General features: G+C 72.5%; 16 protein-coding genes. 8 read left to right on the top strand and 8 right to left on the bottom strand.

Annotated elements, in window-relative coordinates; translation table 11 throughout:
* Positions 1-152 precede the first annotated feature (152 nt).
* The 4 genes from QL987_RS15115 to QL987_RS15130 form a co-directional block, all read right to left on the bottom strand.
* Positions 153-1,166 carry a LacI family DNA-binding transcriptional regulator gene (locus QL987_RS15115; RefSeq protein ID WP_290158423.1) on the bottom strand — a complete coding sequence of 338 codons (1,014 nt, stop codon included), beginning with the start codon at positions 1,164-1,166 and terminating at the stop codon, positions 153-155.
* Between the two features lie 650 nt (positions 1,167-1,816).
* Complete coding sequence (locus QL987_RS15120; RefSeq protein ID WP_290158425.1) at positions 1,817-3,898, bottom strand: YhgE/Pip domain-containing protein; 2,082 nt, start codon at positions 3,896-3,898, stop codon at positions 1,817-1,819.
* Positions 3,895-4,635 (bottom strand): hypothetical protein, encoded by a 741-nt coding sequence (locus tag QL987_RS15125; protein ID WP_290158426.1) that lies wholly within the window; start codon positions 4,633-4,635, stop codon positions 3,895-3,897. Before QL987_RS15125 ends, QL987_RS15120 begins: the two co-directional genes overlap by 4 nt.
* Positions 4,632-5,273 (bottom strand): TetR/AcrR family transcriptional regulator, encoded by a 642-nt coding sequence (locus QL987_RS15130; RefSeq protein ID WP_290158428.1) that lies wholly within the window; start codon positions 5,271-5,273, stop codon positions 4,632-4,634. Before QL987_RS15130 ends, QL987_RS15125 begins: the two co-directional genes overlap by 4 nt.
* A gap of 148 nt (positions 5,274-5,421) precedes the next feature.
* On the opposite strand from QL987_RS15130, the gene QL987_RS15135 reads away from it, so the two are divergent.
* Positions 5,422-9,102: a S8 family serine peptidase gene (locus tag QL987_RS15135; RefSeq protein ID WP_290158430.1), complete on the top strand. Its 3,681-nt coding sequence runs from the start codon at positions 5,422-5,424 to the stop codon at positions 9,100-9,102.
* Between the two features lie 152 nt (positions 9,103-9,254).
* Complete coding sequence (locus QL987_RS15140; RefSeq protein WP_181439236.1) at positions 9,255-9,422, top strand: hypothetical protein; 168 nt, start codon at positions 9,255-9,257, stop codon at positions 9,420-9,422.
* 94 nt (positions 9,423-9,516) lie between these two features.
* On the opposite strand, the gene QL987_RS15145 is transcribed toward QL987_RS15140, so the two are convergent.
* Positions 9,517-9,675: a hypothetical protein gene (locus QL987_RS15145; RefSeq protein ID WP_181439237.1), complete on the bottom strand. Its 159-nt coding sequence runs from the start codon at positions 9,673-9,675 to the stop codon at positions 9,517-9,519.
* A gap of 171 nt (positions 9,676-9,846) precedes the next feature.
* On the opposite strand from QL987_RS15145, the gene QL987_RS15150 reads away from it, so the two are divergent.
* From QL987_RS15150 to QL987_RS15160, 3 genes are all read left to right on the top strand, one after another.
* Complete coding sequence (locus QL987_RS15150; RefSeq protein ID WP_111074834.1) at positions 9,847-11,139, top strand: adenylosuccinate synthase; 1,293 nt, start codon at positions 9,847-9,849, stop codon at positions 11,137-11,139.
* A gap of 2 nt (positions 11,140-11,141) precedes the next feature.
* A complete protein-coding gene (locus tag QL987_RS15155; RefSeq protein ID WP_290158431.1) occupies positions 11,142-11,699 on the top strand; it encodes a low molecular weight phosphatase family protein in 558 nt (185 codons plus the stop codon).
* Positions 11,700-12,034: 335 nt separating this feature from the next.
* A complete protein-coding gene (locus tag QL987_RS15160; protein ID WP_290158432.1) occupies positions 12,035-12,367 on the top strand; it encodes a hypothetical protein in 333 nt (110 codons plus the stop codon).
* Positions 12,368-12,441: 74 nt separating this feature from the next.
* On the opposite strand, the gene QL987_RS15165 is transcribed toward QL987_RS15160, so the two are convergent.
* Positions 12,442-13,419 carry a hypothetical protein gene (locus QL987_RS15165; RefSeq protein ID WP_290158433.1) on the bottom strand — a complete coding sequence of 326 codons (978 nt, stop codon included), beginning with the start codon at positions 13,417-13,419 and terminating at the stop codon, positions 12,442-12,444.
* 242 nt (positions 13,420-13,661) lie between these two features.
* Positions 13,662-14,669: a prolyl aminopeptidase gene (gene pip / locus QL987_RS15170; RefSeq protein ID WP_290158434.1), complete on the bottom strand. Its 1,008-nt coding sequence runs from the start codon at positions 14,667-14,669 to the stop codon at positions 13,662-13,664.
* Between the two features lie 178 nt (positions 14,670-14,847).
* Between pip and QL987_RS15175 the strand changes: the two genes are divergently transcribed.
* On the top strand, positions 14,848-15,339 hold the full coding sequence (locus QL987_RS15175) for an SRPBCC family protein (protein WP_290158435.1): 492 nt from the start codon (positions 14,848-14,850) through the stop codon (positions 15,337-15,339).
* Positions 15,340-15,406: 67 nt separating this feature from the next.
* On the opposite strand, the gene QL987_RS15180 is transcribed toward QL987_RS15175, so the two are convergent.
* Positions 15,407-15,796 carry a hypothetical protein gene (locus tag QL987_RS15180; RefSeq protein WP_221850091.1) on the bottom strand — a complete coding sequence of 130 codons (390 nt, stop codon included), beginning with the start codon at positions 15,794-15,796 and terminating at the stop codon, positions 15,407-15,409.
* Between the two features lie 132 nt (positions 15,797-15,928).
* Here QL987_RS15180 and QL987_RS15185 point away from each other — a divergent pair, with 132 nt between their 5' ends.
* Both QL987_RS15185 and QL987_RS15190 read left to right on the top strand, forming a co-directional pair.
* Entirely contained in the window at positions 15,929-16,909 is a 981-nt protein-coding gene (locus tag QL987_RS15185; RefSeq protein ID WP_290158437.1) for a type II CAAX endopeptidase family protein, read from the top strand.
* The coding region (locus QL987_RS15190) for a histidine kinase (RefSeq protein WP_290158438.1) at positions 16,896-18,227 on the top strand (1,332 nt) is incomplete at its 3' end. The genes QL987_RS15185 and QL987_RS15190, both read left to right, overlap by 14 nt.

Here is an 18,227-nt window from a genome sequence, read left to right on the forward strand (position 1 = left end):
CGACGTCGGCGGACCGAGGGTGGCAGGTCGTGCGGCGCGCCGTCGGTCTTCCGCCGAAGTCGCTCGATCGGCCGCCCCGGGGCTGTCCGACCAGCAGATCGTGCGACCTCGGCGGACCCGGGCGGACCGGAGGGGACCCGGGACGACCCGGACTAGCGCTGCGCGGTCGTCCGGCGGGCGACGAGCCTCGGCTCGACGAGCACCTCGGTCGTGGGCAGCCCCGGGTCCGCGATCCGCTCGAGCAACCGGGCGCCCGCGCCGCGGCCGATGTCGATGCTCCGGTCGTCGATGCTCGTGAGACCGACGTACCGAGAGGCCGCGATCGGGGTGTCGTCGTACCCGATCACCGAGATGTCCTCGGGGACGCGGAGGCCTCGGTCGGCGATCGCGGACATCGCACCGAGCGCGGTCACGTCGTTCGCGGCGAACACCGCGGTCACGTCGGGGTGCTCGTCGAGCAGGCGGTGGGTGCCGGTGACGCCGGTCTCCTCGGTGACGTCGGCGGGCAGGACGACCGCGACCCCGGTGACCGACGAGCCGCCCGTGCCTGCTCCACCGGCGTCGATGCCCGCGCGCCAGCCCTCGAGCCGAGCGTCGCTGGCTGCCGACTGTCCGCCGACGAACCCGAGCCGCACGTGCCCGAGCTCGATGAGGTGCTCGGCTGCCATCCGGCCGCCTGCCAGGTCGTCGTTCGCCACTGTGTCGGCGCGGGGCAGCGCTGCCCGGCCGCCGGCGACGACGACCGGGGTGCTGGCGGGGACGACCAGGTCCGGGTCGGGTTCGCCCGCGATCACCAGACCCTCGACCCGCATCGACAGGAAGCCCTCGACGGGGGAGACGTCCAGCCCGGTGTTGAGGAAGCGGTCCGCGACGACGAGTCGGTGCCCCTGGTCCTGCAGCGATTCGCGCAGACCGGTGAGCAGGTCGACGAACCACTGGTTCCGGAAGTCGTCGAGCACGACGCCGATCGTCCGGGAGCGGGTGCCGGCGAGGGACACCGCCGCGGTCGAGGGACGGTAGTCGAGCTCCTGGATCGCCGCGAGGACTGCTGCCCGACGCTGCTCGCTGACCCGGGGAGATCGCTGCAGCACGAGGGACACGAGCGACTTCGACACCCCCGCGCGAGCGGCGACGTCGTAGATCGTCGCGGGCTTGGTGTTCCCCATCGTCATCCTCGACCTCCGGCTGCGCACCCGCCGGGTGCGTCCCGACGATCGTACCGCTGTCGCGCTCCACGCCCGGGCCGCGGCTGGACCCGACCTGCACGGCGCGCCTGCAGCCTCCCGTCCGCTGCCCGCCGCCGGTGTCGTTCGGCTGCGCACAACGGAAGCCCGTCCGAACCACGGGATGCGGCGGTTCGGACGGGTTCCTGTTGGGCCCAAGGGCGGCGGAGCCGAACGGGCCGCCGGGTCGCCGGGTCGCCGGTCTGCCGCAGCCGAACGGGCCACGGGGGCCGCCGAGCTGCGGGCCCCTGACCTGCACGGCGAGCCCGCAGCCTCCCGTTCGTCGCTCGTCGCCCGCCGCCGCCGGTGTCGTTCGGCTGCGCACAACGGAAGCCCGCCCGAACCACGGGACGCCGCGGTTCGGATGGGTTCCTGTTGGGCCCCAGCCGGTCGCAGGCCCGCGGGGTCGCGGGGGGCGGTGGCGGTCCGCTCGCTGCCCCCGCCGCCGGTGTCGTTCGGCCGCGCACAACGGAAACCCGCCCGAACCACGGGAAGCCGCGGTTCGGGCGGGATTCTGTTGGGCGCAAGCGCGGGGGAGCCCAGCGGGCCGCCGCCCCCGCCTGCCAGCCGCCGGCCGCCCGCCGCCGCCCGGCTCAGCCGATCAGGCTCGGCCGCAGGTCGCGCAGCGTCCGCGTCCGCGTCTGCCGCGCCGTCACCAGGTACGACACGAGCAGCGCCCCGAGCAGCCAGCAGAGCAGGACGCCCGCGTCGCTCCAGGCCGTGGCGAGCGAACCGCCGTACATCGTCTGCCGGATCGCGTCGACGGAGTACGTCATCGGCAGGGCGAAGTGCAGCGCGGCGAGCGGCCCCGGCAGCGTCTGCCACGGGAAGGTTCCGCCCGCGGTGACGAGCTGGATGAGCATGAGCACCAGGCCGAGGAACTGTCCGACCGAGCCGAGCAGCACGTTCAGCGTCATGATGATCGCCGCGAAGGTCGCCGACGCCAGGATCATGATGCCGACCGTCCCGCCGGCGTGCACCACGTCGAGGTCCAGGGCGTACCGGACGATCAGGAACAGTGCCGCCATCTGCACGACGCCGAGGAGCGCCGGGGTCAGCCAACCGCCGAACACGACGCGCAACGGGCGTCGGACCGCGGTGATCGCCCGCTTCGAGATCGGCTTGAGGATGAGGAACAGCGCGTACATGCCGATCCAGGCGGCGAGCGAGATGAAGAACGGTGCCAGGCCGGCGCCGTAGTTCGCCGCCGCGGCGACGTTGTCGTCCCCGACCTTCACCGGGTCCGAGATCACCTTCGCCTGCTGGGCGCGCTGCGACGCGTCCGAGGCCGGGATCTTCGTCCGACCCTTGTCGAGCTGGGACGCCAGTTCCGAGGAGCCGGACTCGAGCGAGTGCAGTCCCTTGGCCAGGGACGTCGCGCCCTGGTCGGCCGAGGCCGCACCGGTCGCGAGCTGCGACGCTCCGGAGGACAGCTGCGGCGCTGCGGCGGCGAGCTTCTGCGTCCCGCCGGCGACCTGCGCTGCGCCGTCGGACAGCGTCGACGCCCCGGAGGCCGCGGTCGCGATGCCGGAGGACAGCTGGGGTGCCGCGTTCGCGAGCGTCGTGGCGCCGTCCGACACCTGCTGCGCGCCGCTGCTCAGCTGGTCGATCTTCGCCGTGGTGGCACCGAGCTGCTGCTTCGCGTCCGCACCGGAGCTGTTCGCCCGCTGCACGGCCGAGTCCACCGTGGCGGTGAGTGCCTGCTGCTGCTCGGGCGTCAGTGTGACGCCCTCCGGCAGGTTCGCCGTGATGTCGGCGATCACGGTCTTCGTGTCGAGCGGCTGGATCGCCTGCACCGTCTTGTTCGCCGCGTCCACCTGCCGTGCGAGTTCGGCGTTGCCGGCGGCGACCTTCGCCGCCCCCTGCGCGAGCTGCTGCGTCTGCTCCGGCAGCGCGGCCGTCTGCTGCTGCGCCGACCGGAGGCCCGTGGCCAGCGACGCCGCACCGGTCGCCACCTGCTGCGCGCCGGAGTTCAGCGTCGCGGTCTGCGACGGCAGCGCGGCCGTGCTCGACGCCAGGGTTGAGGCACCAGAGGAGAGCTTCGCGGTGCCGGCCTCGAGCGAGTCGGCCCCGTTCGCGGCGGTCGTCGCGCCGGAGGCGAGCTTGCCCGCCCCGTCGACGGCGTCGCCAAGGCTGTCGCGGACGTCGGCGAGTCCGACGAGCAGCGTGCTCGCGGCTTCCTTGCCGACGCGTTCGGCGACGGCGGTCCGCATGGTCTTGCCGGCCTGCTCCGCGATGGTCGAGGCGAGGTACGAGTTCGTGTCCGCCGTGGTCATCACGAGTTCGGCACGCTTCGGGTCGTCGGACTGCGCCGAGGCCAGGGACTCCGAGAAGTCGTGCGGGATCGTCACGACGAAGTCGTAGGTGCCGTTGCGGACACCGGAGCGGGCGTCGGCGGCGGTGGTGCGCTTCCAGTCGAAGGCGCCGCCGTCGATGGCCTGCTTCGCGACGTCCTTGCCGTAGTCGACGTGTTCGCCGTCGAGGGTGGCGCCGGCGTCCTGGTTCACGATGGCGGCCGGGATCTGGTCGAGCTTGGCGTACGGGTCGCGGTTGGCCCAGAGGTAGGCGCCGCCGTAGAGCAGCGGCACGCACATCAGCGCGATGAACGCGAGACGGGCGAGGGGGGTGGCGGTCAGGCGCGCGAGTTCGGCGCGGACGAGCGAGGGGATGGTCACGAGCGGGTCTCCAGGGGAGCGGTTGCGTCAGTGGTGTCGGTCGGGAGGCCCGTGTCGGCCCCGCCGGTCCGGGTCGCGTCCTCGGGACCCTCGGTGGTGGTGGTGTCCGCCGCGTCGTCGCGCGGCTCGACGGCGATGGTGTCGAGCAGGGCCGAGGCCGTCTCCGCCGCGGCCTTCGAGGTCACGAGCACGACGGTCACCCCGCGGCGTGCGATGTCCCGGACGACGGCGAACCACTCGGCGACCACTCCGCCGTGCCGCTCGGGAGCGGTGATCACGAGCCCGGTGACGTCCGGCCGCAGGAGTGCCAGCTCGGCGAGCAGCCGCACGCGGACGTCGGTCGGCACGCGCTGCACGTGGGTGTCGGCCCAGCTCGTCATGCCGAGTTCGTCGAGCACGGTCGCGACGTCGCTGCGGGAGGGGCGACGCCCGGCGAACGCGAGCTCTTCGTGCACGATCCGCTTGAGGCTCATCACCGGGAACGGCTCGGCGACGCCCGGGGTGTCGACGAGCGCGAAGGCCCGTCGGATGCCCGCGGCGTCGTCGTGGCCGTCGAGCAGGACCCGCCCGGTGTCGGGCTTCATACGTCCACCGGCGACGAGCGACGCCAGCACCGGTGCCTGTTCGGTCTCGACGGCGACGATGCCCGGGTGGCCGGGGGCCGCGACGGCGCTGACGGCGGGGAGCGCGGCGCCGGGTTCGGTGCCGATGCCGACGGCGGCGAGTTCGAGCGTCATGCGGGGTCCTCCGGGAGGGTGGCGGGGAGAGCGAGCAGGGCGGTGCGCCAGTCGACGCCCGCCATGCCGAGGGCGGACAGGACGACCATCCGGCGGCCGGCGTCGTCCGGGGTGGCGGAGCGTGTGGCTTCGTCGAGGACGGCCAGGCAGGCGCCCTCGACCAGGCGGCCGAGCGTCGCGGCGTCCACGTCGTCGCGCATGGTGCCGTCTGCGATGCCGAGGGCGCAGGCGTCGCGGACCTGTTCGCGCAGCGGCGCGAACACCGCGGCGACGGTCTCGACGAGTGGGCCGCGGACGGCGATGACCGCCATCGAGCGGACGTGCGACACCTCGGTCCAGAGGGTCACGGCGATCGCGGCCAGCCGGGAGGCCGGGGCCAGCCCGGCGAGGGCGGCTCGGCTGGGCATCGCGGCCAGGATGCGTTCGGCTCCGCCGGCCACGACCTCGCGCATGAGGTCGTCACGGGAGGGGAAGTGTCCGTAAATCGCACGTCGGGACAGTCCGGCGTGTGCGGCGATCGACTCGAGCGACGCGTCCGGGTCGGCCTGCAGGAGGGTCCGGGCAGCCTGGACGAGGGCGGCACGGTTCTCGGTGGCGTCCCGTCGTGGCGCGCGTGCGGGCCGATCGGTGGTGGTCATGCAGCCATCGTAATAACCTGCACACCGGTGTGCAACTTCGAGCAACCACAGGTTCTGTCCCCTGAACTGCCGACTCCCCGTGCTGGGAACGAGCACATAGCTTCATCTGGACTTCACCCGGAGTTCGGACAAACCAGGAGTGTGCTGCGTGGCACGTGCGACACCACCCACCAACCCTTCCCGTCGGTACCGCTCCCCGCGGCTGCTGACCTCGATCGTCGCCGTGGCGGCACTGGCCTGCGGCGGACTCGCCGTCGGCGGTGCGGCCTCAGCGGCACCGGCCAGCACCGCCTCGGCCGGCCTCAAGCTCTCCGCCCCGCTGCGGAACGCGTCCCCGACCAAGACGGTCAGCGCGTTCGTCCGCACGACGGGTGCCGGCGCGCTCGAGGTCGACGCGCAGGCGAAGGGCGGCGACCTGACCCGCTCGAAGACGCCGTCGTCCGCCGCGAAGAGCCGGGTCGCGACGATCCGCTCGACCAACGCGAAGGTCCTCAGCGCCGTCAAGAGCGCCGACGGCAAGGCTGCTGAGCTCTACTCGACCGAGTACACCGTCCCCGGTGTCGCGGTCGTCGCCGACGTCTCGGCCTTCACCGCGATCGCGAAGCGCTCCGACGTGCTGAGCATCGTCCCGCTGCTGCCGAAGAAGATCGTCGACCCGAAGCGGAACGCCTCGGCGGACGCCGCACCCTCGGGCGTCGACCCCGACCTCGTGCAGCCCGGCGCCGACGGTGTCTCGCCGAAGAACGCCGCGAGCGACCTCTACACGAAGGCCGTCGACGCCTGGACCCAGACCGGGCACACCGGCAAGGGCGTCAACGTCGCGGTGATCGACACGGGCCTCGACTACACCCAGGCCGACTTCGGCGGTCCCGGCACCACGGCCGCCTACCAGGACGCCCTCGCCAGCACCGGAGCCCCGGCGTCGAGCTGGTACGACCCGTCGAAGTTCCTCGGCGGCTACGACTTCGCCGGCCCCACGTACAACGCGGACCCGTCCGACCCGGACACCTACGACCCGGAGCCCGCGCCGGACGCCAACCCCATCGACGGCGAGGGCGGCGACCACGGCACCCACGTCGCCGGCACCGCGGCCGGGTTCGGCATGAACGCCGACAAGTCGACCTTCCGCGGCGACTACTCGACCCTGACCCCGCAGCAGGTGCAGGACATGTGGGTCGGCCCGGGCAGCGCCCCACAGGCCGGGCTCTACTCGCTCAAGGTGTTCGGTGACGGCGGCGGTTCGACCGACCTGACCGGTGCCGCGCTCGACTGGGTCGGGCAGTCCCTCACCGAGGGCAAGAGCATCAACGTCATCAACCTGTCGCTCGGCTCCGACTACGGCGCAGCGGACGACCCGGACAACGCGAAGATCGACGCGCTCACCGCCCGCGGTGTGCTGCCCGTGATCGCCGCCGGCAACGCGGACGACTTCACCGACATCGGTGGCTCGCCGGGCAACTCGGCCGGTGCCCTGACCGTCGCCGCGGCAGCGACCGGGCAGAGCCTGTTCGACGGTGTCGAGGCGACCGCCCCGGCGGACGTCGCGAAGACCTGGCGCGCGCAGTACTCGCAGGACTACCAGGGCGCGCTGCCGGTCGAGGGTGACGTCGTCGTCCCGACCACGGACATCGACGGCTGTACGGCGTTCAGCGCCGACCAGGCAGCCGCGATCGCCGGCAAGGTCGTCTGGCTGAAGTGGACCGACGGGGCCCTCGAGTGCGGTTCCGGTGCACGGTTCGGGAACGTGGCGGCTGCCGGCGGCATCGGCGTCCTCCTCGCCGGCACGGTGAACACCTTCGACTCGGGCATCGCGGGCAACGCGACCATCCCGGGTGCCGAGCTGACCCGTGACAGCGTGACGGGCCTCCAGGCCGCGGCGAAGGCCGGGACCCTGCACGTCCGGTTCGCCGACGAGCTCCGCGGTTTCCAGCTCGCCACCGACGCCGAGACGGTGAACACCCTGGCGTCCTTCAGCAGCCGCGGTGAGCACGGGTCGTACGGCGACGTCGTCAAGCCGGACATCGCCGGCCCCGGCGTCAACGTGATCTCGGCCGCCAACGGCACCGGCAACGACCGGCTGTCGCTCAGCGGCACCTCGATGGCCACCCCGCACGTCGCCGGCGTCGCCGCGCTCGCGTTCGAGGCCCACCCGGGCTGGAGCGCACCGGAGATCAAGGCAGCACTCATGAACACGGCCACGCACGACGTGCGCCAGAGCGCGAAGGACGGCCAGTCCGCCACCCTGCTCCGCCAGGGCACCGGGCGGGTCGACGCCCTCCAGGCCGTGCAGGACGGCACCACCGTCCGCAGCCAGGAGAACGGACAGCTCGTCACCGCGTCCTTCGGGGTCGTCGAGGTCGGCGCGGCCACCACCGAGAAGCGCACCCTGCTGGTGCGCAACACCTCGGCCACCGCGCACACCTACCGCGTCGCCTACGAGTCGCGCATCGCCCAGCCCGGCGTCGCGTTCACGCTGAGCGCCGACACGGTCACCGTCGCCGCGGGCGGCACCGCCACGGTGACGGTCGCCATGACGATCGCCGACCCGACGCTGCTGCGGAAGGTCATCGACCCGACGCAGGTCGCCGTCGAGGGCGGCACACCGCGGGAGTTCGTCCCGGCCGCCACCGGCCTGGTCACGTTCACCCCGGCCGCCGACGGCGTCACGCCGCTCCGACTCGGCGTCTACGCCGCGCCGGAGCCGGTCAGCGCCCTGCACGCGGACGACGTCGTCTTCTCCGGTGCGGCCCGCACCAGCGTCATCACGATGGCGGGCCGCGGCCTGTCCCAGGGAACCGGCACGACCGGGTACCAGGCACTCGTCGCACCGTTCCAGCTCGGCGGCACGGACCCGAAGGAGTCGTTCCCGGACGGCACCGCGAAGCAGACGCTCGGCGGCGCGGACATCCGTGCCTACGGCGCGAACTCCACGGCGCTCGGCCTGGCCGACAAGTCGAAGGGCCTGGTGTCCTTCGGGGTGCAGACCGACGGGGCCGAGTCGAACCCCGGCCAGTCGAACAACGTCGAGGTGCTCATCGACACGAACCGTGACGGCGACCCGGACTTCCTGACGTACGACACGAAGTCGGCGACGGCGGACGTGACGATCGTCAAGACGATGGACCTGCACCAGAAGGACCCGAAGAAGCAGATCGTCGACACGCGGCCCCTCGGTGGTGTCGCAGCCGGCGTCGACGTCAACACGTTCGACTCCGCGGTCAAGGTGCTGCCGGTGTCGCTCGCGGCGCTCGGCTACACGGCGAAGTCGACGTCCGGTGTCTTCGACTACTCGGTCGTGACCGAGTCGTCGTACTCCCCGACGCTGCCGACGGCCGCGTCCTCGGTGGTCGACGAGACGAAGACCGCGACGTTCAACGCCTTCCAGCCGGCGGTGTCGTTCACGGCGAACGGGACGTCGAACCTGACCTATCCGGACACGTCCGTCAAGGTCATCCGGGCCTCGGCCAGCTCGACCACGGCGAAGGTGCTGCTCCTGCACCTGCACAACGCCCCGGGCGACCAGGCGGACCTGCTCAGCACGACCTCGGTGACGCCGAAGCTCGCGCTGGTCTCCAGCCAGGTCAAGATCACGGGTTCCCTCAAGGTCGGGACCAACATGCGCGGACGCACCGGCAACTGGAACACGGACGGCATCACGTTCACGTACAAGTGGCTCCGTGACGGCAAGGACACCGGCTCGAAGGCGTCGACCTACAAGACGTCGACGAAGGACGTCGGACACAAGCTGTCGCTCACCGTGACCGCCAAGAAGTCCGGGTACGAGAGCACGTCGATCACCTCGGCCCCGACGGGCACGATCACCAAGTAAAGAGGTACGAGACACGGCACGAGCGGGCGGTCCGGCAACGGGCCGCCCGCTCCGTCGTGCGGTGCACGGCAGTGCCCCCCGTTCGCGGGCGGGATGTGCGCCAACGGGACAGGTAGTTAGGCGAACTAGGTACTTTGTGACAGTGTTGCCACATGCGAACGAACACCCTGGTGCAGCTCCGGCAGAACCCGATGGAGTGGCGACGACGCGGCCTCACCCCGCCGGACGCCATCCGGGCCATGGTGGAGGAACGGCTCGCCGAACCGGGCCACACCCAGTCGTTCGGGGACCCCTCGTACGCCGACTTCTTCCGCGGCTGACACCGCGCGGTCGCGACGCGACCACCTGACGGACGGGAGGCCCGGTACCAGCTGGTACCGGGCCTCCCGTCCGTCGGTGCGAGCGGAGGTCTGCTCAGGCGTCGGGACGCTCGTCCGCGGCTTCGCGGCCACGGTCGGTCTCGGGCATGACGTCGGAGGGGGCGCCCTCGACCGAGCCGATGCCGCCGTCGGTGAGCTCCTCGGCCTGCTGCGTGTCGAGCAGACGGTTCATGTCGTCGATGGGGTCGCTCATGGTGGTTCCTCTCGTCATGGTCGTGGTGCTGTCCCCAGCGTGCTCTGGCGCAGCCGGGTACTCCACAGGTGGCGGCACCCCGGTGACGCGGAGATGACCAGCCGATAGACTCGGGTGGACCACCGGCCGGGACGGCCGTGTGCGGTCCTCCGCCAACGTGAGGAGAACCAGATGCCCGCAGCAGTCATCATCGGCGCCCAGTGGGGCGACGAGGGCAAGGGGAAGGCCACCGACCTCCTCGGTTCCCGCATCGACTACGTCGTGAAGTTCAACGGCGGCAACAACGCCGGACACACGGTCGTCGTCGGCGGCGAGAAGTACGCGTTGCACCTGCTGCCCTCGGGCATCCTGACGCCGGGCGTCACCCCGATCATCGGCAACGGCGTCGTCGTCGACCTCGAGGTCCTGTTCCAGGAGCTCGACGCGCTGAAGGCCCGTGGCGTCGATGTCTCGAAGCTCCGCGTCTCGGCGAACGCCCACGTCATCACGCACTACCACCGCACCATCGACAAGGTGACGGAGCGCTTCCTCGGCAAGCGCCAGATCGGTACCACGGGTCGCGGCATCGGCCCGACCTACGCCGACAAGATCAACCGCGTCGGTATCCGCATCCAGGACATCTTCGACGAGAACATCCTGCGGCAGAAGGTCGAAGCGGCCCTCGACCAGAAGAACCACCTGCTGGTCAAGGTCTTCAACCGCCGGGCGATCGACGCCGAAGAGGTCGTCGAGTCGCTGCTGTCCTTCGCCGACCGGCTGCGTCCGATGGTCGCCGACACCGCGCTCGAGATCCACCGGGCGCTCGAGCGTGGCGAGACCGTCCTGTTCGAGGCCGGCCAGGCCACCATGCTGGACGTCGACCACGGCACGTACCCGTTCGTGACGTCCTCGTCGGCGACGGCCGGCGGCGCCGCGACCGGCTCGGGCATCGGCCCGGGCAAGCTCGAGCGCATCATCGGCATCGTCAAGGCGTACACGACCCGCGTCGGCGCCGGCCCGTTCCCGACCGAGCTGTTCGACGAGTCGGGGGAGTTCCTCCGCGCCAACGGCTTCGAGTTCGGCACCACGACCGGCCGCCCGCGTCGCTGTGGCTGGTACGACGCCCCGATCGCCCGCTACACGGCACGCATCAACGGCGTGACCGACTTCGTGCTCACCAAGCTCGACGTCCTGACCGGACTCGAGACGATCCCGGTCTGCGTCGCGTACGAGGTCGACGGCGAGCGTGTGGACGAGGTCCCGGTGTCGCAGTCGGACTTCCACCACGCCAAGCCCGTGTACCAGGAGTTCCCCGGCTGGTCCGAGGACATCACCGGCGTCCGCGAGTTCGACGACCTGCCGAAGAACGCGCAGGACTACGTGCTGGCGGTCGAAGCGATGTCCGGCGCACGGATCTCCGCGATCGGTGTCGGCCCGGGCCGTGACGCGATCGTCGTCCGGCACGACCTGCTCGGCCAAGGCTGAGCGTGCGGATCCTCTTCGTCTGCAGCGGCAACATCTGCCGGTCGCCGCTCGGCGCCCAGGTGCTCCACGAGCGCCTGGGGCCGGCGGCGTCGGAGCACGTCATCGAGTCGGCGGGCACGATCGCCGACGACGGTGCCGTGATGGACGGTGCCGCGGCCGCGCAGTCCGTGCGCCTCGGGGGACACCCGGACGCGCACCGGTCCCGCTACCTGACCGAACGGATCGCCGGTGCCGCCGACCTGGTGCTGACGGCCGAGCGCTCCCACCGTGCCGCGGTCGTGCAGCTCGCGCCGCGGGCCGCCAAGCGGGCGTTCACCATCAAGCAGTTCGCGCGGGTGCTCGACGGCCTCGAGCCCGGGGACCTGGCGGACGTGCAGTCGCCCGAGGCCCTGGTCGAGCGGGTCGCCCGGCTGCGGGGGACCGTGCCGCCGCCCGCCGACCCGGCAGACGACGACGTGGACGACCCCTACCGTCGCTCCGAGTCCACGCACGTGCGGGTCGCGGACGAGATCGACGCCGCGCTGACGACGATAGCGGACGCCCTGCGCGCGGTGTCCTGAGGCCTGGCCGCCCCGAGACGCCCCCGTTCACGCGAGACGCCGCCGTGTGCCCGAGACGCCGCCGAACCCGGTGGCGTCTCGGCACTTCGGCGGCGTCTCGCGTCGACGCCGGCGTCTCTCGTCGTACCCCGACCGGCCGTCGTCCGGATGACGAGTACCCCGATCGCTCCGGTTGTACCCCGAACGTCGGGGGACGAAGCCCGGAGTTCCGGGCTTCACGGATGAACATCCGGGGCTGAACCCGTGAATCGACGGGCCTCGCTGTCGACGGCGACGATCGGTGTCGTAGCGTTCACGTACTGCACCACGTACCCCGAACACGACAGGAGAGCGCGATGACCACGACCATCAACCGGACCGCAGCCGGGACCGACGTCACCCTCGACACCGAGACCGTCGACATCGTCGCCGTGCTCGAGGCCCAGGCCGCCACCAGCGCCCGCGCCTCGCGTGCCAAGCTCACCTGGACGCTCGAGGGCGACGACGAGTGGGTCGCCAACTACGGCGGCTACTTCGGCGGTTCCGTCGACAAGCGCGACAGCCGCTACGTCGCCTCTGACACCTTCGGCCTGGTCGTCGGCGACTTCGCGTCGCTCGAGGACGCGCAGACCGCGCTCGCCGGGCACCTGCACGTGATGCTGCCGTCGGTCATCCGCCCGACCGCGTAGCGCTCTCCGCTCCGTCGACGACGCCCCGCTGGCCACTGGCCGGCGGGGCGTCGTCGTGCGCGCCTGCCGCGTCGTCACTCCGGCAGGCGGTAAGACCCCACCGTGATCGCGTGGGCACCCTGCCCGGCGAGCACCCGGACGACGGCGTCGGCGCGGGCCCGGTTCGGCACCGAGTCCTTCGCCGCCCACGACGCCAGGGCCGACTGCAGCTCGTGGTCGTTCGTCACGATGCTCGTCGTCACCGTGCCGCTGCGGTCCTCCGGCTGCACGAACGTCGCCGCCGAGGGTGCCGAGTAGAAGACGCACGTGTCGAACCACGTCCGCGAGACCCCGGTCTGCTCGTCGACGAACCGGGCGAGCCGTCGGGCCTGCTGCCGCACCTGCTGCGCCGGCGACGCCCCCTTCGCCTGCACCCGCACCTGCCACCAGTTCTCGGCCTGCTCCTCGCCGTTGAGCACCGTGCGACTGCGGACCTGCACGGCGAACGGCGGCACCAGGGACGACTCGTCCACCAGGTTCCGGAACGCCGGGTGCACCTCGCTCGGCCGACGCCCGTCGAACACGATGCCGCCCCAGCGCTTGTTCTCGATGACCAGGCCCCGGCCGGACTCGGACACGAGCACGTGGTCGGCCTGTGCGACGAACTTCCGCCACGGACCCTGCTCGGTCTCGCCGACGGGCACGAACACGACGTTCGTCATGAGCACGCCGCTCACCCCGGCGGCACGGCAGGCCCGTAGGATCGCCTGCTCGGACGCCTCCTCCCACTGCATGCCACGGCGGGCGAGCGCGCGGCTCTCCTCCGCCTCGGAGAGGGCGTCGCGTCGAGCAGCGTCGGCGGCCGCCACCTGCGCGGCGCGGTCGGCCTCGAGGCGTGCGGTGGCATCCCGGTGTGCGGCCTCGCGCTCGGCGAGCTCCGCGGTCCGCGCCCGCTCGGCAGCGTCGAGTTCGGCACGGGCAGCGGTCTGGTGTCGCCGCAGGAGGACCACCAGGACGACCACCACGACGGCGAGCCCCCCGGCGACCAACCACGGCACGAGGTCGTCGGTCATGGCACCACCCCACCACGGGCCACGGCCTGGAGGCGCGTGGTGCGTCGGCGCGTCCCCGTCGCCTCCGCCATCAGTACGGTGGGCGCTCGGCGCAGTCCTGCTGGTCGGCGGGTTCAGCCTGAGCCTCGTGCGTGCGCGCCGGTTCAGCCGTCGCGAGGTCGACGCCGAGATCGAGCGCCACCGCGCGGAACAGCGGACACCCGACCCCGCCTGACCCGCAGCCGGACGACGCGGCCTGGACGTCAGCCCGCCGACGCCGCTCCCGAGCCCGAGCCCGAGCCCGGCGCCGACCCCGCGAACCGGTCCGTCGTCTCGAGCAGCGCGTCGAGGATCCCCGGCTCGTCGAACGCGTGCCCGGCGTCGTCGATCAGCCGGAACTCCGCCGACGGCAGCGCCCGGTGCAGGTCCCACGCGGTGACGGCCGGCGTGCACATGTCGTAGCGCCCCTGCACGATGACGGTCGGGATGTCCCGCAGCCGGTCGGCGTCGCGGATCAGCTGGCTGTCCTCGAACCAGCCGTCGTGCGTGAAGTAGTGGTTCTCGATCCGGGCGAACGCCAGCGCGTACGTCGGATCCGCGTACCGGGCGACCAGGTCAGGCCGGGGCAGCAGTGTGATCGAGGCCGCCTCCCAGCTGGCCCAGGCGACCGCGGCGGGTCCGTGCACGGCGGGGTCCGGGTCGGCGAGCAGCCGTTCGAACACGCGGACCAGGCCGCCGGGCTGTCGTTCCTCCGGGGCCAGGGGCGCGAGGTACCCCTCCCACAGGTCGGGCAGCACGTTCGCGGCACCGCCCTCGTAGAACCAGTCGATCTCGCTCGGCCGCAGCGTGAAGATGCCGCGGAGCACGAGTTCGGTGACCCGCTCCGGGTGCGTCTCGGCGTACGCCAGGGCCAGGGCGGACCCCCACGAGCCGCCGAACACCTGCCACGCGTCGATCCCCAGGTGCTCGCGCAGCTGTTCGATGTCCCCGACCAGGTTCCAGGTCGTGTTCGACGACAGGTCGGTGGTCGGGTCGCCGGCGTGCGGCAGGCTCCGGCCGCAGTTGCGCTGGTCGAACAGGACGATCCGGTAGCGCGCCGGGTCGAACAGGCGTCGGTGGTCGGGGGAGCAGCCGGCGCCGGGGCCGCCGTGCAGGAACACGACGGGCTTGCCGTCGGGAGCGCCGCACTCCTCCCAGTACACCTGCTGCCCGTCGCCGACGTCGAGCATGCCGGTCCGGTTCGGTTCGATCGGTGGGTGGAGCTGGCGCACGGGCGTCCTCTCGGCGGTGGCGGGAGCGGGTGGTCGCTGCCACCGTACCGCCGCCCGTGACGTGACCGGTCGGCGGACGGGAGGCCCGTCACCAGCCCGCCCCGCGCCTCCCGTCCGACTGCCTGCTCGCCCGCCGGACCACCGGACCGCCGAGGCGGGCCCGTGCCACGATGGGCGCATGCCCGTCGTCGAGTCCCGCTGCGTCGTCCCCGTCGAGGTGGCGGTCGCGTTCGCCGTCTCGCAGACCCAGGGTGCGATCCGGAAGCGGTGGGACCCGTTCATCCGCCGCCAGCACCTGGTCGGCGGCGCGACCGTGCCGGGCAAGGGTGTCCGGACCTGGACCGTGCAGCGGTTCGGGTTCGCGATGGAGAGCGAGTACGTCTCGTACAACCCGCCGTCGAACGTGGGCATGAAGATGACGAAGGGCTCGTGGTTCTTCGAGCGGATGGGCGGCGGCTGGCGGTTCAGCGAGGCCGAGGGGCAGCCGGGGCACACCCTGGCGGTCTGGCGCTACAACTTCACGTGTCGGCCGAAGTGGCTGGCGCCGCTCGCCGAACGGATCGGCGTGCTGGTGCTGCAGCGCGACATCGACCGACGCATCGCGGGCTTCGCGCGCGGCTGCTCCGACCCGGTGGTGCTGGCGCACGTGGCGGGGAGCACCGCGGCCTGAGTCGCCCACCCGGCGATGTCGAGCGTCGCGGTGCCCCGGGCGGCGTCGCGCGCCTGCCGCCGGACGGTCAGAACCAGCGCAGGACGAACTGTTCGAGCACGTTGCGGGCGACCGCCACCGGGCCGCGGGCCGGTTCGCCGCTGTCCTTGCCGATCGCCCGGAGCAGCGCGGTCTGCGCCTGCTCGTAGTCGCGCCGCTGTTCGCCCGAGTAGTCCTCCGGCGGGGTGGTCCGGCTCGTGGCGACCGACTCGAGCTGCCGCATGCCGTACCGGAAGCCGACCGGGCGCGGGGCGGAGTCGATGAGCTGCGCGAGCCGCCGGTGCGGGTAGCGAGCGGGGGCGCCGGACGCGGCCGCGATGCAGTCCGTCAGTCCGCGCAGGCCGGCTTCTGCACCGCCGGTCCGCAGGTGCACGAGTCGCGCACGGCTGCACAGGTCGTAGAGCACTGCCTCGTCCATCCGGCTCCTCCCGGTCCTCGGACAGCGTGGCACAGACACCGCCGCAGCGGGGTTCCTCCTTTCGATGCAGGTCCGGCAGGTGCGTCCCTCCGCGGGTCGTCCCGGAACGGCGCAGTTCCTAGCGTCGACGTCATGACGAACACCATCGAAGCCCGGTCGACGACCGGCACCGCGCAGCAGGACCGCCGCGGCGTCCGGGGGGTCATCACCCGGCATCCGCTGCTGACCTTCTTCATCCTCGCCCTCGGCCTGAGCTGGCTGGCGTGGGTGCCGTACATCCTGTCGCCGCACGGCATGGGTGTGTGGGACATCCACTTCCCCGAGGTCCTGGGCAGCGCCCAGTTCACCGGGGTCCTGCCCGGCGCCCTGCTCGGCCCGCTGGGCAGCGCGTTCATCGTGACCGCGGTCGCCGACGGTCGCGCGGGCCTCCGTCGCTGGGTGGGACGCCTGTTCCGCTGGCGGGTCGCCTGGTACTGGTACGCGCTGGCGCTCGTCGTCGTCCCGGCGCTGATCGTCCTGTCCGCGGTGCCGTTCGCCGGCGGTGACGTGCACGCCCCCTCCGCGCTGGCGCTGTCGGCGCTGGTGCCCGGACTCGTCATCCAGCTGTTCTCGACCGGCCTCAGCGAGGAGCCCGGCTGGCGCGACTTCGCCCTGCCCCGACTGCAGCACCGCTTCGGTGGTCTCGGCGCCGCAGCCGTCCTCGGCCCGATCTGGGCGCTCTGGCACATGCCCCTGTACCTCAGCGACTGGGGCGGGTGGCCGAACGCGCACTGGAGCGAACCCGTCGTCTTCGCCCTCTTCACGATCACGTTCAACGTCGTGATGATCCAGGTGTTCAACAAGACCGGCGAGAGCCTGCCCCTCGCCCTGCTCCTGCACGTCGGCGTGAACAACACCATCTCGTCGCTGTTCCCCGAGATGTACCCGAGCATGACCGCCGGCACGCTGATGATCGGACTGACGATCATGTCGACCGTCGCCGCCGTGGTGCTGCTCGTCGTCACCCGCGGGCGGCTCGGCTACGACCCGGCACGTCGGGCGCTGCCGATCGACGCCCCGATCCCGTCGCGTGCCACCACGAGCCTCGTAGGATCGCACGATGGCAACCGCTGAGCCGCGCCCCAGTGCGCCCGGATCGGCGCCCGGGTCGGCGCCCGTGTCCGCGCCGGGTGCGACCGCTCGCCAGCGGCGGGTGGACGTGCTCGTCGCGCTCGGTACCGCGGTGGTCGGGCTCGGACTGCTCCTCGGCCTGCCGCCACTCGACGCCGCCGATCCCGACGTCATCGTCAAGGTCGGTGCCTACCCCGCCGTGGCCAGCGGCCCGTGGCTCGTCCTGGCCCTCGGCCTGCTCGTCCAGTCGGCGGTCCTGCTCGTCGCCCGGCGGGCACCCCGCGCGGTGCTCGTCGCGGTCAGCGCCGTCCCCGTCCTCGCCGTCGCCGCACCGACGACCCTGCACGGGCTCCTGCTGCTGCCGGTCGTCGTCGCCGTGGTCCTCGCCGTCCTGCGGGCTCCGCTCGCACGGATCTGGCCGGCGCTCGTCGCCACTGCGGTCCTCGTCGTCCTCGCCGAGGGAACGGTCTGGTACATCGCCTCCGGCGCCGGACGTGACGGAGTGGGTCTCGGCCTGACCCGCTCGGCCGGACAGGGCTTCCTGCAGGCCTTCGGCACGGTCGGACTGCCGGTGCTCATCACCCTCGTGGTCCGGGCCCGCCGCGAGGTCCGCGCCGCCCGCACCGCCGAGGCCACCGCCGTCGACCGCGAGGCCGACGCCCACATCGAGGCCGCCGTCTCCCGCGAACGCGCCGCCATGGCACGGGAACTGCACGACATCGCCGCCCACCACCTGTCCGGCATCGCCCTGATGTCCGCCGTCATCGACCGCCAGATCGACACCGACCCCGAGCGTGCCCACGAGGGGGTCCGCCAGGTCCGGGAGCAGAGCACCGCCGTGCTCGAGGACCTGCGCCGCTTGGTCGGCCTGCTCCGCGACGACAGTCCCGCCGAGCGCGCGGTGGAGACCGTCACCGGCATCGTCGACATGGCCGAACGGGCGCGGTTCCGCAGTGACGTCCGGCTCGACGTCCGGCCAGCAGCCGGCGTCGGAGACGCAGCGGTCGCGCCCCGCCCGCTCGGCGACGGCGTCGGCCCGCTCGCCCAGCTCGCCGCCTACCGCACCGTCCAGGAGGCCCTCGCCAACGCCGCCCTGCACGCCCCGGGAGCGCCGTGCACCGTCACCATCGACGACCGCGCCGACGACCACCTCGCGATCCGCGTCGAGAACGGGCCGGCCACCGTCCCCGCACTCGGCAGCACGCCGGCCGGGGGGAACGGGCTGCGTGGCATGCGTGAGCGGGCAGAACTGGTGGGGGCGAGCCTCCAGGTCGGTCCGACGGAGGCCGGCGGCTGGATGGTCAGCCTCCGTCTCGGCCGG

The organism is Curtobacterium sp. APC 4022 (assembly GCF_030407555.1).
Classification (GTDB): Bacteria; Actinomycetota; Actinomycetes; order Actinomycetales; family Microbacteriaceae; genus Curtobacterium.

Coding starts and splice junctions, on each gene's coding strand:
- QL987_RS15115 (WP_290158423.1), bottom strand. CDS start 1,166: ATGGGGAACACCAAGCCCGCGACGATCTACGACGTCGCCGCTCGCGCG.
- QL987_RS15125 (WP_290158426.1), bottom strand. CDS start 4,635: ATGACGCTCGAACTCGCCGCCGTCGGCATCGGCACCGAACCCGGCGCC.
- QL987_RS15130 (WP_290158428.1), bottom strand. CDS start 5,273: ATGACCACCACCGATCGGCCCGCACGCGCGCCACGACGGGACGCCACC.
- QL987_RS15140 (WP_181439236.1), top strand. CDS start 9,255: ATGCGAACGAACACCCTGGTGCAGCTCCGGCAGAACCCGATGGAGTGG.
- QL987_RS15145 (WP_181439237.1), bottom strand. CDS start 9,675: ATGAGCGACCCCATCGACGACATGAACCGTCTGCTCGACACGCAGCAG.
- QL987_RS15150 (WP_111074834.1), top strand. CDS start 9,847: ATGCCCGCAGCAGTCATCATCGGCGCCCAGTGGGGCGACGAGGGCAAG.
- QL987_RS15160 (WP_290158432.1), top strand. CDS start 12,035: ATGACCACGACCATCAACCGGACCGCAGCCGGGACCGACGTCACCCTC.
- QL987_RS15165 (WP_290158433.1), bottom strand. CDS start 13,419: ATGACCGACGACCTCGTGCCGTGGTTGGTCGCCGGGGGGCTCGCCGTC.
- QL987_RS15175 (WP_290158435.1), top strand. CDS start 14,848: ATGCCCGTCGTCGAGTCCCGCTGCGTCGTCCCCGTCGAGGTGGCGGTC.
- QL987_RS15180 (WP_221850091.1), bottom strand. CDS start 15,796: ATGGACGAGGCAGTGCTCTACGACCTGTGCAGCCGTGCGCGACTCGTG.
- QL987_RS15185 (WP_290158437.1), top strand. CDS start 15,929: ATGACGAACACCATCGAAGCCCGGTCGACGACCGGCACCGCGCAGCAG.